Raw genomic sequence first — 15,961 nt, forward strand, 5'->3', positions numbered from 1 at the left:
TGCGTCGGCCAAGGCTCACCCGCACATACGGGGATAGATCCACCAGCTGGGTAAAGGCTTCACGCCGGAATTGATGTTTATGTGTTGTCAGCAACTGATTACCGGCAATTGACGGCGGTTGCATGCTCCCGCAACCAAAAATGATACGATATATCAATGCTCTGGCTCCCCTCGGAGCGCTTTTTGCATTTCTGAGGAATGGCGTGGTTCGACGCTGGTGCTACAATTGAGAGCTAATAATGAGACTGGCGCAGCATTTCGTCGTCCAGGCTCGATGGAGAGCATCTGGCTGCGCCGGAGTTTGATAAGATTGGGAAGATTCCGAACCTTCGCTGTGGATGCGAATTCATGGTGCATTATGCAGAAGCGGGCATCCAGATGGCAGCAACAGCCACACCGCCCCCCGGCATCTGAGAAAGGTAGCGTCTCAGGATCTTGTCCCGGGACTTGGTATCTGGAAACTCAGGTGATTCGGCGTGATTTTTATAAAAAGTATATTTTAAGCAGTTACTTAACGGACGGCTCACGCGGCTTGCGTAACATATTGGGAACTCCACTGCACAAGGGTTGGCCCAGTGAAATGCGAGCAACTGAATTCAAGCGATGTCGCATCGTATCTAGCGCTAATCGACCCGCAGCGGACACAGCACGTCTCCACCCCCGTCTATTCGGACGGCGGGATCGGGACAATGGCGCGGCCATCGACGACCTCCCTGCGGTGTGCCGGTCTCGGCGAAGAACGTAATCGCTCCCGGTGCGACCTCTTCGTCGGGAAACGCCATAGACTCATCCGCGGCTGTTTCTCGCGAATGACTTGGGACAAACTGATGCGGACCGGGCAACCGGTTCGGTCAGATTATCCCATGTGTTGGGTGCCGGTCCATTTTTCGGACCTTGTTATTAGTACGCGCTGAACGGGCGTCATGTTTTGTCCGTTCAGCGCAGGTTTTTGTAACACCCAAATTATCGGAGGGTCCCCTGTGATTTCATATGCAGCAAAACATTTTCACGGTCAGGGGTCCTCCACTTTCCCTTACGTCAACGAAATGGCTTTCCTGAAACCCCGTAGGGCTCTAGACTTTTGCCGTGACAGGCAGCGTTCAATCGCAGCCAGGGGGATGATTCAAGTGATGCACGCGCGGACCCCTTCCAATCAGGGTTTGAACCGACAGGCACGATTGTGCTTGCTGGGTCCATTTCGACTGACCGATGCCGCCGGGCGCGAACGTACCCCGCGCAGCGCGCAGCAGCAGTGCATTCTGGCCGTGCTGGCCCTGTCCGCAGATGCCGGGGTTTCACGCGCGCGGCTTCAGGATCTGTTCTGGGGCGAAAAAGACCCGCAACTGGCCGCGCAAAGCCTGCGCACCGCGCTGCACGGTCTGCGCCGCAGCCTGGAAAATTTTGGCCGACCAATTATTGAAATTGACGCAAACCGCGCTCGCCTTGTGCCGGGCGCGGTGCAGGTTGATCTGCTTGAAATCGCGCGCGATGGGATCACGGCGCTACCTAGCCACGCCCGTGTTGAGCCGCCAGACCTGCTGGAAGGCGCAAATATCAACGCCGAGCCGTTCGAGGATTGGCTTCGCGATCAGCGCAGCCATTGGCGCGATCGGATTGACGCCTTGTTAGAGGACGATTTGGTAGCGCCCGGACAGGCGGCACCCCTGCCGAAAACCCCAGAACCTGCGCCAGACACGCGCCCCATCGTTGGATTGCTGGCGCCCGTGGTTCATTCAAGATCTTTTCAGACCTTGTATTTGGGCGAAGCTTTGACCGACCGCATTGCATCCGGCCTGCGCGACTATATTGGCGCGCGAACGTATGACTATCGGAATCTTGATGGTGGGGATGACCTGGCTTTGATCACGGCCACGGGCCCCGATCTCTATCTTCGTCTACGGATTTATGAGGCCGGCGGCGAGTTGTCGATCCGGGTTCTTGTCCTGCGCCAAAGCACTCAAGAACTGATGTGGAGCGTGGATGGCGGTCCATATGCCGTGGACCGCGCCAGCACCGATAACGCCGAAATCCTGGTGCTTGTGGGAGAAATTATCGAACGCGTCGCGCAATCGCTGGCGCAACTGCCCAACTGTGGAGCGGATATGCCGATGACACCATTCCACGCGCTGACGGCCATGTTCCAATTGGATCACACGTCGCTTGACGATCTGCGTGGATCGCTGACCGCCAACTGGGATCTGACGGGCGCGCCAATTTATCCAGCTCTGCTGGCGTATCTTAATACCTTTCGGGTGGGTGAGCACTGGCATGACTTCGACCAAATGCTGGTAGACGATACCCGGCGCCTGATTTCGCAGGTGGAGGACGCGTCACACGATGGTGGCATCGCCTTCGCTTTGGCAGGGCACGCGAAAGGATATATTCTGCATGAACATGACGCTGCCGACCACATGCTGGATCGCGCCATTCGCATGTCGCCCCATTCAGCATTCTGCTGGGACCATCTGGCACTGCACTATGCCTATAACGGGCGTTACGGCGATGCGCGGGGGGCGTCACAGAACGCCTTGCGCATTGGGGATCACAGCCCGATCCGGTTCACGCTGGAAACCACACGCTGCATGATCGCCACGCTTGAGGGCGATTTCGACACCGCCTGCGCCCTGGGGAAGCGGGTGCTGTCGCGCAGGCCGAATTTTGGGGCCGCGCTGCGCTATACGTCGGTCAGCATGGCACATTTGGGCGATACCGATGGCGCGCAAGATTGCATCAAGCGCATCCGCACTATGGATCCGAGCTTTTCGGTGTCTTGGGTACAGGACGAGCGCATGGCGATCCGGAGCGATCGCGCCAAGAACATTCTGATTGATGGACTGATCCTAGCGGGGGCTAAATAGGATGTACGACAGCAAGGCACCACCCAACCCATTCAGCGCGATCCTGGCAAAATCCCAGTTGCTGGCCATCGGCGACAGTTTTGAAGCTGTGGCTGCGGCCGGGCAGGGGGGGGCGCCTCTTGCGGGCGGCGGTGTCTTCGACGGCGCAAGCTTTGTCGCGGTACCAGCGGGTAGCGGCGGCGCGTCATCCCTTTTGAACCGCAACAGGAACAGAAACCGCAACAGGAACCGGAACCGCAACAGGAATCGTAACCGCACCACCACCGAAGCGATGGCTTCTGTCAGCGGCGATACGCCCGATATCCTGCTGCCCTGGCGTGAATTGGACCGTCTGCACCGCTTGCGGGATTTCTGGATCGACCTGCCGCTGGATCTGCCCAAATCACCTGCGGGTCTGTTCGACGAGACGCATGATTTGCTGGCCAAGCAAGCCGCCCTTCTTGGCCCCGACGAAACCATGCGCCGCGCCGAAATCCTGCGCGAACAAGAGTTGGAACTGTCGGGGTATCTGCGTCCACTTGGCGTATCGGATACCGGCAACGCGCCCCAGACAGTTGCCTTGTTCCTGATTCTGGCGCGGCTGTGCGAAGAAATCGGGCTGCGGTATAAGGATCGGTATGACACCCCCCGGCCCAGCACCGTGAACATGCGGCTGAAATGCTTCATTCCGGTGCCGATCCATGCCTCGTGCCCGTCGAACCACGCGTTTCTGTCTTACGCCATCGCGTTTGTTTTCGCCCGTGTGGCGCCTGAACACCCGGGCATTGCCGATCTGTTTCTCAGCGCGCGGCGCATCGCGGAAAATCGTGAATGGGCGGGCCTGCATTACGCGCAGGATACGGCGGCCGGCCGCGCGCTGGCCCGCATGATGACCCCTGTTTTCGAGGTCGTCCTAGAGGATCAGATGCTGGCCGCACGGGGGGAATGGGTATGACGGATCTTGCGCAAAGGCAGATCGAGATCGAAAGCGATACCGCCCGTGGGCGGGGAGATTACACTGCCTTTCACGCGCTTTGGCATCTGGCTGAAATCGGGGTTGTTACCGATCTCAAGAGCTTCGCGTCGGAAGCGTGGGATCTGGCGGCTGAACGGCTGGATGGCGAGGGCCAGCGGAGCACACGCGTTGCCCTAATCGATACATCGGTGGCCGCGGGCCATCCCAACCTTGCGGACGCGATCAACGCAAGGTTTGCGCTGGATTTATTTTCATCCCGCATGGGTGTGCCGGGTGCGAGGGATGCATATGAGGGTATCCTTGGAGATGATAATCGAACGCTGCCGGAGGATTTCCCGGACGGGGCGGCCCAGCTTTGGGCCGATCTGCAAGATCATCTGAAATCCGGACCTTCGGAGGCGCACGCCTCGCCGGTGCGCGCAGCAAATGCGCCGAATTTCTCGGCGCATGGCACGGCGATGGCGGGGCTGATTGGCGCACGTCCTGTGGCGTGTGAGACCACAGCGGTGGCACAGGTCCGGGTGTTTGACCCCACGACTGGCACCTACAGCGAGCTTCCCATGGGGCAATCCGTGGCCTTTGCCTATTCGGGCGTCGATCCGTTTTGCGAAATCGTGCCCATTTCAACCAATTTCGACCCCGAACCTGAACAGCTGATCCTGGCCTTGCTTTACGCGGCGCTGATCGACGCGGATGTCATCGTGCTGGCGCGGGATTTCCCGGCGCCCGCCAGCCTGGCACCCGGCGTGGAGCACAGCCCCGAAGCGTTGAGCCGCGCATTGGGCGTAGATGTCGCGGCCCACGAAATCGAACGCTGGACGGTACTTGAGGAGCTGACAATCGCCCTGTCCAAACGCGTGCCCATCGTCTGCGCGGCGGGCAACGGGGCGCAGCAACGGATCCTGTATCCCGGATCGCTGGCGGCAGACGGCAACGGCATCATTTCGGTTGGCGCGCGTACAGCCGCCGGGCAATCGGCCAGTTATTCGCCTGTCTCGGATCATGTGACCGTCTATGCGCCCAGCGGTGATGGCGAGCGGCTGGATGATAAGATGCAGCGGCTGGACGTTCAGAGCGCGGGCTTCAATCCGAACGACCATTCTCAATTCTACCGTGGCAATCTGGGCAGCTTCGGTGATCCGTCGAACGTAGCAGATGTGGGGCCGGGAACTCATGCGCCTCAGGATCTGATTTCGACCGACGTGCCGGGTCGCGCGGGCTATAACTCCAGCCCCAACGCACAGGTTTTCGGGCGTGATGGGGCGATTTTGGACTATCGGTCGGCTTATTGCCGGTTTTCGGGCACATCGGGGGCGGTCGCGTTGACGGGCGGGCTTTTGTCGCTGGCTCTGTCGGCCGGGCGATTGACGAAGGGCGGTGCGCATTTCGGCGTTAACGCCAAAGCGGCCCTGTGCGGAGGCGCTGCGCAAAGCTATGCCAAGGCAGAGCCTGCGATCCATTGGCGCAACCTCTCGCCCGACGTGGGGGATGTTTGATGAGAACCCAGAACAACGCCGTGGGCTTGCCGCCCATTGCCGCCGCGTTGGTAGCGCTCGCGGCTGTCTTTACCGCCGGCCGTCTGGATTTCGCTGCGCTGGAGCTTCATGACGTGTCGATGGCTCAGTTGGGCGAACTTCTGGCCAGTTTTTTGTTCCTCGCATTGCTAATCGAACGCGCGGTGGAATTGATCCTGAACTGGCGCTTTGGCGCTGACGAAATCGCGATTTTGGCACCGTTCAAACAGGCCGCCGAGCACAATGCGTTTGAGGCGAAGATGTTGGAGCGCGACATGGATCTGCTGGTCAGCCCCCAAGACCGCATGGCGATGGTCGATGGCGGCCTGATGCGCAATGCGTCAGTCGCGCGCGAAACCCTGCCCGCCCAGGCGGCAGCAACGCGCCTAAAGCTCGAAGAGCTGAGCGTTTTGAAGAATGGCTGGGCGACCTGGTCGTGCATGGCGCTGGCAACGGGGTTAAGCCTGTCTGGCTTTCAGCTTTTGCACGGAGGGTTTGCTGCCCAGATCGGCCTGTCGGATTTACCAACGCTGCAAATGAACGTTCTCTCCTTTGTCGATATTTTCCTGACTGCGGTCGCTTTGGCCGGGGCGGCGGGGGGCATTCATCAGGTGGTGAGTCGATTGACCGACTTTGGGCAACGCTCAAAAACCAGGATCCTACAGGATTAATCCATGCAGGATCATAACCCATAACGGCGGTTCAGAAAGGATATCGAAGCGAGCGCCAGAAAACGATTTTAAACCATCCTGTCGCACAGATTTTATCGCGCCAGGTTTAGCAACTTTCGCCGGATTATTTTTCCTGACGCGTAAGACCTGCCTTTTCTTTTCAGTATTTTAAGCGCGTCCCAATTTCCGGCTTCATTCAGGAGCCAAAATCATGCTTTATAAACTTGGACACGGCCAGATCATCGAGGCTACACCCAAATCCCGCGGTCGCAGAGATGTGCGCGGTCGCGATTATATCTCGCTCAACGAGGTCGCCAGTATCTCGAAGTCGCGTGAATTCAGGCGCGTCCCAACCTATCCCGTGCCAGACCCCGATCCCTCGCCCGAACCTGGTCTGCAACCACGACAGGCCTTCCGGTACTACTGTAAGGATGCCGATCCGGTCGTCGAAATCGACGACGCCGGCGCAAAGATCAAAGCATTGGCCGATGCAATGGCCGAAGCCGACCTTGATCAGAAGGACGAGGCGGGCGAATCTACCATGCCGCCGGTCTTTACCTATTTTGGCCAGTTCATCGACCACGACATCACTGCAAACACCGACCGCGAAGAAGCGCCCGGAACGGAAGCTGGCAATTTCAACATTGACCGGCCCGATATCGCTCCGCAATCGCGCGATGTGGCCGAAACCGTCAAGCTAAACCTGCGCAAAGGGCGCCTGGAGTTGGACAGCGTGTACGGTGATGGTCCCGGTCAAAGTCCATCTGCCGAAAAACTGGAAGCCGCCCTGCGCGACCCCGCCGATGCGGTCAAAATGCGGCTCGGCACTGTCACACCAGTGCCGGGGTTCGAGCGGCCCCCGCTGCCCGTCGACAACGGCGCAGATCTGCCCCGCGTGGGTGCAGCCATCGACAGCGGCCACCTGACCATGGCCGAGGTGAACGAGTTGTTCAACGCGGATGGCAGCAAATCCGACGAGGAGGTCCGCCGCCTGGCCCTGATCGGCGACGGGCGCAATGACGAAAACCTGCTGGTTGCACAGTTTCACCTAAGCATCCTGCGGCTGCACAACGCGATTGCCGACAAGCTGCGTTCGGATGGCATGATCGGGGACGATGCAATCTTTAGTGCCGCCCGCAGCCAGGTCACACATATCTATCAATGGCTTGTGGTGAACGTGTTTCTGAAAACGGTGTGCGACTCTGCCGTGGTGGATCAGGTGTTGGCGGAAAAAGCGCCGTTGTATTCGGCGTTCTACGACATCCATAAGGATGACGTGCCCGAAGGCGTGCGGCCTATGCCAATCGAATTTTCGGTTGCGGCGTATCGGTATGGCCATTCCATGGTGCGGGCTGACTACGATTATAACCGCAACTTCGGTCGTGCCGCAGACGATACCGGCGATGGGCGCGCCTCGTTCAGGCAGATGTTTCAGTTCACTGGTGGGGGCGGCATGCTTGGTGCGCCGACCCTGCCCGACAATTGGATCGCCGAGTGGGACCGGCTGATCGGCACGTCACCGATGTCCAACCGAGTGGCGCGCAAGATAGACACGCGGTTGGCCCTGGCCCTGAACAGTCTGGAAAACAACGACCCGAATATCATGATGTCGCGATTGGCAGAACGCAATCTGCGGCGTGGATACGTGTTCAACCTGCCGACCGCCCAAGCAATGATCCGTTGCCTTTACGACAAGGATATCCAGATCCCCGAACTTAGCGCGGCCGAGATCGCCCAAGGCAGTCCAGCCATGCAGGCCGCTGTAACGGGCGGCTGTTTCGACACCGGCACCCCGCTTTGGTTTTACCTCCTGAAAGAGGCCGAAGTGATGGCAGATGGCGCACATCTCGGCGCCTTGGGCAGCCGTATCGTGGCCGAAACACTGATCGGTCTGCTGGTCACGGATGAGCGCAGCTATCTGAACCAGGGGGCATTCGGCAGTTGGACACCCGCCGATGTCGCGCAGCCGAATGGTGCGCCCATCGACAGTCTTGCCGCGATGATGCGCGCAGGTGGCGTTCACGCGTGACGCAACTGGTGCTGCCCGATGAGGGCGGCACCGACCAGATCAAGGTTAGCCCCATGCCTCAACCATCCCAAAAGGATCGCGTCCTTCGCGCTGATCCCACCGATCTGCGGGACCGGTTTTTCGAGCCATCACTGAACCCTTTGGGTGCGGAATCCGAACCCGCGCTTGTCGGTCGGATTTGCAGCGAGACCCATGCTCTGCCCTATCATCTGCGCGACCAGGGGACGGATGGCACTTGTGCGGGCCAGGCGCTGGCCAATCTGATCGATATGCACCGCATCCGCGCGCTCGGTGCCAGAGCTGAGCGGCCCGCTCCGGTCTCCGCAAGGATGCTCTATCAGATGGGCGTTCAGCAAGAACGCGGTCCGGGTGCCACCGGCCCTGTCGGGGTCACATCGCTGCGGTCCGTTATCAAGGGATTTTATCACAACGGGGTCTGCCCCGAAGCAGCGTGGCCGGACAAGAAGGACGAAACCGTGCTGTCGCCCGACCGGGCCAAGGGCGCGCGGGGCACGACGCTGGGTGCCTATTACCGGGTGCGGTCCTATCTGAACGACTACCACGCGGCCCTGTCCGAAGCCGATTGTATTTTTGTTTCGGCCACCACCCACCGGGGCTGGCACAAGGTGACCGATGGAGCGATCCCAACAGACCCTACTCCGGCGGAAAACCACGCCTTCGTTGCGGTGGGATATAACGACCGTGGCTTTCTCGTGCTGAATTCCTGGGGCCGCGATTGGGGTGGGTATCGATCCGAGGGCCAGCTTCTGCACGGCGTCGCGCTGTGGAGTTACGAAGACTGGTCCATCAACGTGCTGGATGCATGGGTCTTGCGTCTGGGTGTTCCGTCCCCCGAGGCGTTCACATATTCCCATTCACGGCGTGGAATCTTTTTCGACGATGGCCCTCTTCAGGCGGGATCGGCGCCGTCGCATCAGCTTCTGGGGCATTTCGCGCATCTGGATGACGGCGACCACGTCACCGGTGGCAGCTATGCGTCATCGCGCAGCTCGGTCGCGCTGACCGCAGGGCGCATGGCGGCGAAGCCGGACCGTCCTGTCCATATCTCCCTGCCCGGATCGCTTCTGGGCATCGGCGCGGCTTTCTTGTCCGAGGTGCGCCGTCGACCAGCGCTGGAAGACGGCTTGGGCATGTATCCCTACACCCTGTTCTGGTGCAACGATATGGTAGAAAGCACCACATCGGTTCTGGCGCATCTGTTTGATACTGCAGTTGAAAAGGTTGGCGTCCACAGCCCCGACCTGAACGACGAAATCGAGGTCGCCACATCCGGCATCGGCCGCGCATTCTGGCGCGACATTAAACGCGCCGCCAGGCGCGCTGGGCACCACGCGCATATGCACAGACCGGCCGTGACACAGGACGGCGCCGCCGCCGAGTTGTTTGATCACTTCGCCGCCACTGGGGCCAAGCTGCACCTGACGGCGGACGGGGCAGGAGTGCTGTTGCTGGAGCAATATTTGCTGTCTCTGCATACGGGCGGCCCCGGCAAAGACATCGCGGGCACGCGCCGGGCGTTCTTTGATGTGGTGTCGTCGTTGACGCTGATCGCGCCCACGATCCGCGCGGATGATTTCGCCGCCGCCTTTGGCCCGTTAGTGGCCGAGTTGGCTGCGCGCAAGCCGATCAAGGACGCCGCGCGCGTAACGCTGTGGGTGCCATCCTGGGGGTTTGAGCGGAAGCTGACGGTCGGGCACTATTCCCGGTCGATTCTGGATCTGGTCCTTTACGGGTTCGAAGGCGCCGACAAAGCGCGCGACCGTTTCATCGGCATGTCCGCCAAGCGGTGGGGTGCGGCGCAATTGACCGAACCGGGCGGCCTGCTTGCGGGCGTTGACGTGCGCAAGATCAAGACCCCCGACCACGCCAAGCAACCGGCCGAGGAGCGCCGCCGCCGATACACTCAAGCCCACGTCATCGCCCACAAGGAAAGCCATGCACAGATACTGGCAAACCTGCAGGCCATCATCTCCGAAGACTCTCAGCAAAAGGATGAATCCCATGATCAAGATCACACTTGAAGAGCTGTCACAGAAGATGGCCGAGCCGGGCACCCAGCCCGAAGATCTGGCCCCCTATTTTATCGAAGATGTGGATGCATCAGACCCATTCGCGCCCGCTATCACGCTCAACCCGGACCGCGTAGTTATTCCTGATACCGATGATGCCGCCACACGATCCGCGCTGCTCTTAAACGGGGCCAACTGGATCGAACGCCAGAGCCGACAAGCAAGGTTTTTCCGAAGGCTGTCAAAGGGCGATTACAAGGGCCCGATCATCGTCGAAGAAGGTGACAGTTGGTTCCAGTTCCCGATCTTGCTACGCGATACGATTGATGTCTTGATGGAGGAATACGCGGTTTTTTCGCTGTCCGCCGGGGGCGACACGCTGGCCAACATGGCCGCGCGCGCCGAATACCGCAAAGCAATCGAACAGACGGGCGCCACGATCTTGTTGCTGTCCGGCGGTGGCAACGATCTGGTGGCCGATGGCGATCTGTCGCGTCACTTGCGCAAATTTAATCCTGACCTGGCGGCTCGTGACTATCTCCTGCCCAGTTTCGACCAACTTGTGGCGACCGCTTTGGGGCAATTCGACCGGATTTATCGCGACGTGGCCGCACGGTACCCTAAGGTGCGGATCTTGTGCCACGGCTATGATTTCGCGGTTCCGAACAAGGGCAAATGGCTGGGCAAACCGATGATTGCCAACGGGATCAAGGATGCAAGGATCCAGGTCGATATCGCCAAGATCATGATGGATCGGTTCAATGACGCGATGGCAGGGTTGGCCCGACGCCATTCCCACGTGACCTTCCTGAACCTGCGCGGCACGGTCGGGGGTGCGCGCTGGCATGACGAGCTGCATCCAACCAACGAGGGATATCGCGATGTAGCAAAGCAGTTTTCGGATGGGATCAAGGCGCTTGGCCACAAATCGCGCGGCGCATCCACGCCGTCGTCGGTGTCGCTGCATGTGGGACTGAACAAGGTCGATCAGGGACATTACGGCGGCGGTCTGATTGATCTGGATTTCTGCGTTGCCGATGCAGATGCCATGGACGCAATCGCCCATGATGGGGGCTTTGCGAACCGCACCCAGTTGAAGGACCACGAGGCCACCCGTGACGCCATCATCGAAGCCTGCGCCGATGCGGCAAAAACGCTGAAGGCGGGCGATATTTTCATGTTCAGCTACGCCGGACACGGTGGCCAGGTGAAGGATTTCAACGATGACGAATCTGGCGGCCCCGACCGCGATATCCTGGACGAAACTCTCTGCCTTTACGACGCTCAATTGATTGATGATGAACTGTACAAGATCTGGTCCGACTTTGCCGAAGGCGTGCGCGTGCTGGCGGTCTTCGATTGCTGCCACTCGGGGTCCATGTTGCGGGCATCCGTGGATCTGGCCGCGCAGGACGGCCCCACACGTGGCAAGACCCGGATGATGCCATTGGCCGTGGCCGCGCAGGTCTTTCGAAACAACGCCGATTTTTATCGCAGCCTGCCATCGTCGCAGCCTGGACCGGGGCTGGCGACGCCATACCATGAACTGACGTTCCCGGTGGCGGCCAGTGTGCTGCAAGTGTCGGCCTGCCAGTCCAACCAAAAGGCGCAAGAGGATCTGGGCAACGGCCTCTTCACCGCGTCGATCTTGGAAACACTTGCCGAAACCAGCGACCCCATAGGATACAAGGCCTTCCGCGACCGCTGTGCCGCACGCATGCCAACTTGGCAAAGCCCAAACTTTTGGTCCGTGGGCCGCCCCGATCCGGCGTTCGAAGGCCAGCGTGTCTTTTCAGTATGAGGGGCCGGATCACCACCGACATGATGCAGCGGGCGCTGCTGAAGCACCCTCGCCGCCATGAAAGCGTTTCAGACCGCGCACGGCATTACCGTCAGTGGTCTGATAGATACCGATACCGCCGGCGTCCTGTTCGACGATGCACTGGATGGGGCGGCATTGCACGACGGTACTCCGTGGATGGATAAGGCGCAGCAGATGATGGGGCTGCACGAAAGCCTGCACAATCGGACTTTGACCGATTTTCTGGCCAGCGACGGGGGCACGGCAGGCGATCCGGCGGCCGTGCCTCGGTGCGCCGATTTCGTTCAAACCTGCATTGCCCTGTCTATGCCGGATGAACCGCTGCCAACTATTCCTTACGCGTCCATCGCTTGGGCGCGTTTTGGGAGGCCGATAGTCCCCTGTTTTGGCGCGATCTTGTGTTTCTGGCGTGAGAGTCCAGACATTTGAAAGGGTCATGTGGGGCTCTGCGTCGACGTCAGCGCCACTCATTTCCTGCTACGCGGCGTGAATCAATCCGACCAGATCAGCGAGAAATGAATCGGGCGGGACGTCCTGCGCCACGACCGTACACTGGTTAGCCTCCAATTGACCGCTCAATGCGAACGTTGGCGGGTTTTGTGAAACAGTGTCCCAATCTAGCTCCCGCAACCAACGCTATTCAGCCATTTGGATGCCACACAATTTGCCACACATTCATCTGTGTGGGAATTTATAAACTCTTGAAGATAAAGTATAATAAATGAAGATCATGCAGATATGGCGGACTGTCGATCCGCCACTATCTTTCGTTATGGTATTGAATTTTATCATTAATTCTCTTTTTTCTTGACTGCGTTCCCACATTTGTTCCCACTTGAGACGCCGCCTTACCCGCTCTCGGTGTCAATCCTCTAGAACATCATCCGCTGACTCGCCTGTAATGAGTTCGCGCTGCCGCTCGCGACTGATCTGTCCGTAGCTACGCAGAGTGGTCAGCACGTCAGTATGGCCGAGATTCTGGGATGTTGCGACGATTTCTGCGACTGAGGGGCAGGTCTTGGTTGCATGGCGGGCTAGCACGTGGCGGAAAGCGTGCGGTCCGAATTCCGAAAGGCTTGCGGTAGCAAAAGCGGTGTTGACGATCTTGCCGACCGGTTCGGTGCTTTTCCAAGATCGACGCTCGAAGCCCTCTGCGGTAAAGCCGGTGTTGGAGTTCGCTGCAATAGCAGTCGCCGGAAACAGCGGATCGTCCGGGCCATAAAGGTCTTCGTCGTCGAGATGTGTCATCCATGCGAACAGCGCGGCTTCGGCCTCCGGGAAACCTCTTGCGAAGAAGGTATCGATATTTTTTCCAAACTTGGTCACCACCTCGCGCGGGTTTTGTGCAACGGATTTCTCTTTAAGATCGACGTGCTTGATACGCAAAGAGATCAGCGCATCTACCCGAATACCGGTCAGGCACAGCAAACCAAAGACCGTCTTGTCGCGCATCTCGCGTGGGGTGTTCGCGGGCATCATCTCAAGCGCCCGTTTGGCCTGTTTCACGCTGGGTGCTGGACGCGTGGGAGCGGCGCGGGCTTCGGCTTCATCGCGGCGGGAGAGGTTGAAGTAATCAGCGCCCGACGCCCGAATACGACTGCGAAATCCATCTTGCTGAGAAAGCCAGAGCGTGAATTCTCGCAAGGTTGCCAGAATGGCGCGAGTAGTGGATTTGCTCAGAGGCTTACCGGTCGAACTTTTGACCTGCTCAAGATAGGTGCGGAAGCCCATCGCCCCATTCGATGTGGAATTTGCTGAAATCCTTGCGACCGTTCCAGACGTCGAAACGTTCAAGCGCAGCCAACTCCCTGTCGAGCGACTTCTCGGAAAGCTGGCGTGCATACTTTCGGAAGTCCACAAACCGGCGCTTGAGGCATTCGTTCTTCTCATTTGGACGATTGACCATAATGACCTCCTTTCAGGCGTTCAGCAGAGGGTATTTCGCGTGCCGACCGGGCATGGCCGAAAGTGTGCGTATTCCCAACGAATTGCCGGTCTTTCGGCTTTCATCCTGCCGCTAAGTCTCAGTGACAATGCCGCGTCATGAGCTGTGTATCGCGTAATCCTTCGGAACCGGCCTAAATTCGAGTTCAGCATTCGCTGAATGAAAATCCGGTGTATGATAGCTTTGGTCGGCAGCGCGTAGACCTCAAATATCGCAGCGCTTCTGGCCAAAGCGAATACAGATTTCCGTTTTTTTAATGCTCCTAGGGTGACCTAGCGCCAAGGTAACAATGGCCAGAAGCGCGTAGACTTCAAATATCGCAGCGGTTCTGGCCATTGTGGATATGAGTTCTACTTTGGAAAAATCGACATTTTAGTCACTTGGCAGAGGCTGTTCGATCAGCATAGCTGGGCGCATAACATAGACGGCGGATTCCGGACTTTCGCTGCGATGGCGTACGGACTAGGGTACAACACGAAAAGCGGACATCTATGGTTGTGAAATAGGTTAGCTACTTGGTGGATCTTCTCATTGTGATCAGGCCAGCAGCATTCAATCCCAGGCCCCATGAGCGGTTTTGCCAATACTGGCCCGCTATTTTGGTCGCATCTTCGTTCAGGGTGAGTACCGCAGACCCATAAAACTTCGGTTGGTCCGTTACGGCAAGAGGCTGCGTGTTGTCTTGCTTGTTGGTCTGTTCGTAAACCCCTGCTACCGACTTGTTTCCATTCTCGGACTTAAAAAATTCAACAGAGACTGTTTCGGAACTGAGCAATGGGGTAGTTTCATTCCGTAAGAAGGCCACGTCAGTCCGAAACCACGTCTGTTTGATTTTCACATCAAAGATTGTTTCTTGCAGGCTAGGCCTTTCGTCCTTCAAGGGGTCAAATGTGATTTCGTCACTGGCGGCAGCGTCTTTCAAGCGTCCCACAATTGGCCAATTGGACTGGATAGTCACAACCCACTCGCCGTTCAAGTCAGGAAAGAAGCGATTTGCGAGCCATGGCCCCACCAAAGGTAGCTTCCAAAGAAGACGCCAGCCTGGCACTACAAGGAAGAGCGCAAAGCTTCCCCAGATTATCCCCGCGACAACTCTAGAAGTCAGAAGATTGCCAACTAGCGATCCCAACATAGGCACGTTAGCCGCAAACCGTCGCGCATGTTGAGGCCTAGCAGCGCGATGTTCACCGCGCCCGCGATCAGTTCGACGGCCTGCACGGCATAGAAGGCGGCATCCAAAGCCCCGGCCTGCGCCTTGTATGACAGGTAGAGCGCCGAGGGGATCAAAATCAGGATGCCGTTGGCGGCGATGAATGGCATGCGCTTCTTTTTCGCCGTGACCAGCGGGCCACGCATCTTCTTGGCCAAGCGAAAGCCCGATCCGCCGACGGCCATCAGCGCCGGGAGCAGGATGAAAAACCCCCACGGAATCATGATCTTGACGGTGGTGACGACCTGCGCGCCCATGAAGAGCTCGGAGATCGCGGTGGAGAGCCAGAAGCCGACGATGGTGATGAAGGCGATGGCGCCTGCGATGGGGTGGATGGCTTTCGGCATTGTCTTGCTCCTTCCGTTCAGAAATATATAGCCCGCTATATAACATTGCATAGCAGGCTATTCAAGTGTTATGGGAAGGGCATGGAATTCACCAAAGAGCAATCGGCGGGATATCTCGCAAATCACTTGGCGCGGCAGTTCGCGCGAGGGCTGACGGCGCGGATCAAGCCGCTGGGCCTGACCACGGGCACCTTTCCGGCCTTGCTGGAACTGTGGGAACGCGACGGGTTGACGCAGAAGGACTTGGTCGAACGGCTGGACATCGAACAGGCGACGATGGCCAACACGCTGGCCCGAATGGAGCGTGACGGGCTGATCCGGCGCGAAAGGGACGACAACGACGGTCGTGTGCAAAGAATCTGGCTGACCGATCACGCCCGTGCCCTGCGCATCCCTGCGATCAAGGCGGCGATGGCGGAGAATGTCGCAGCCCTGGCCGCGCTTTCACAGAGCGAACAGCGCCAGTTCATCGACTTGATGCAAAGGATCATTGCCAGCAGGCAGCAGCCGAGCGCGTTTTAGCCTGCGTAACACACCCATTGCGACCGGCGGCCTTGTCCCACACAGCGAATATAAACCC

13 protein-coding genes are annotated in these 15,961 nt (G+C 58.7%); 9 read left to right on the forward strand and 4 right to left on the reverse strand.

Features of this window, described 5'->3' with window-relative positions; genetic code table 11:
• Positions 1-1,184 precede the first annotated feature (1,184 nt).
• The 8 genes from U3654_RS04140 (at position 1,185) to U3654_RS04175 (ending at position 12,308) form a co-directional block, all read left to right on the forward strand.
• Entirely contained in the window at positions 1,185-2,858 is a 1,674-nt protein-coding gene (locus U3654_RS04140; RefSeq protein ID WP_324754096.1) for a hypothetical protein, read from the forward strand.
• A gap of 1 nt (position 2,859) precedes the next feature.
• On the forward strand, positions 2,860-3,792 hold the full coding sequence (locus tag U3654_RS04145) for a phosphatase PAP2 family protein (RefSeq protein WP_324754097.1): 933 nt from the start codon (positions 2,860-2,862) through the stop codon (positions 3,790-3,792).
• Complete coding sequence (locus tag U3654_RS04150; protein ID WP_324754098.1) at positions 3,789-5,309, forward strand: S8 family serine peptidase; 1,521 nt, start codon at positions 3,789-3,791, stop codon at positions 5,307-5,309. The genes U3654_RS04145 and U3654_RS04150 overlap by 4 nt, the downstream gene beginning before the upstream one ends.
• Entirely contained in the window at positions 5,309-5,998 is a 690-nt protein-coding gene (locus tag U3654_RS04155) for a hypothetical protein (RefSeq protein ID WP_324754099.1), read from the forward strand. Before U3654_RS04150 ends, U3654_RS04155 begins: the two co-directional genes overlap by 1 nt.
• Before the next feature lie 211 nt (positions 5,999-6,209).
• Complete coding sequence (locus U3654_RS04160; RefSeq protein ID WP_324754100.1) at positions 6,210-8,027, forward strand: heme peroxidase family protein; 1,818 nt, start codon at positions 6,210-6,212, stop codon at positions 8,025-8,027.
• Complete coding sequence (locus U3654_RS04165) at positions 8,024-10,069, forward strand: C1 family peptidase (RefSeq protein WP_324754101.1); 2,046 nt, start codon at positions 8,024-8,026, stop codon at positions 10,067-10,069. The genes U3654_RS04160 and U3654_RS04165 overlap by 4 nt, the downstream gene beginning before the upstream one ends.
• Complete coding sequence (locus U3654_RS04170; protein ID WP_324754102.1) at positions 10,050-11,858, forward strand: caspase family protein; 1,809 nt, start codon at positions 10,050-10,052, stop codon at positions 11,856-11,858. Before U3654_RS04165 ends, U3654_RS04170 begins: the two co-directional genes overlap by 20 nt.
• Positions 11,859-11,915: 57 nt before the next feature.
• Positions 11,916-12,308, forward strand: a complete 393-nt coding sequence (locus U3654_RS04175) for a hypothetical protein (RefSeq protein WP_324754103.1) — start codon at positions 11,916-11,918, stop codon at positions 12,306-12,308.
• 435 nt (positions 12,309-12,743) lie between these two features.
• Here the strand turns inward: U3654_RS04175 and U3654_RS04180 are convergent, their stop codons facing one another.
• The 4 genes from U3654_RS04180 to U3654_RS04195 all read right to left on the reverse strand — a co-directional run bounded on the left by U3654_RS04180 (position 12,744) and on the right by U3654_RS04195 (position 15,381).
• Positions 12,744-13,610, reverse strand: a complete 867-nt coding sequence (locus tag U3654_RS04180; RefSeq protein WP_324754104.1) for a site-specific integrase — start codon at positions 13,608-13,610, stop codon at positions 12,744-12,746.
• Entirely contained in the window at positions 13,588-13,785 is a 198-nt protein-coding gene (locus U3654_RS04185) for a hypothetical protein (RefSeq protein WP_324754105.1), read from the reverse strand. The genes U3654_RS04180 and U3654_RS04185 overlap by 23 nt, the downstream gene beginning before the upstream one ends.
• 550 nt (positions 13,786-14,335) lie before the next feature.
• Positions 14,336-14,782, reverse strand: coding sequence for a hypothetical protein (locus U3654_RS04190; protein WP_416384551.1), 447 nt, complete (start codon positions 14,780-14,782; stop codon positions 14,336-14,338).
• A 158-nt stretch (positions 14,783-14,940) separates the two neighbouring features.
• Positions 14,941-15,381, reverse strand: a complete 441-nt coding sequence (locus tag U3654_RS04195) for a hypothetical protein (protein ID WP_324754107.1) — start codon at positions 15,379-15,381, stop codon at positions 14,941-14,943.
• 81 nt (positions 15,382-15,462) lie between these two features.
• On the opposite strand from U3654_RS04195, the gene U3654_RS04200 reads away from it, so the two are divergent.
• The gene (locus U3654_RS04200; RefSeq protein WP_324754108.1) at positions 15,463-15,903 is read left to right on the forward strand and encodes a MarR family winged helix-turn-helix transcriptional regulator; all 441 of its coding nucleotides are present in this window, start codon (positions 15,463-15,465) and stop codon (positions 15,901-15,903) included.
• Positions 15,904-15,961 lie beyond the last annotated feature (58 nt).

The organism is Roseovarius sp. Pro17, assembly GCF_035599575.1.
In the GTDB taxonomy this organism is placed as follows: Bacteria; Pseudomonadota; Alphaproteobacteria; order Rhodobacterales; family Rhodobacteraceae; genus Roseovarius.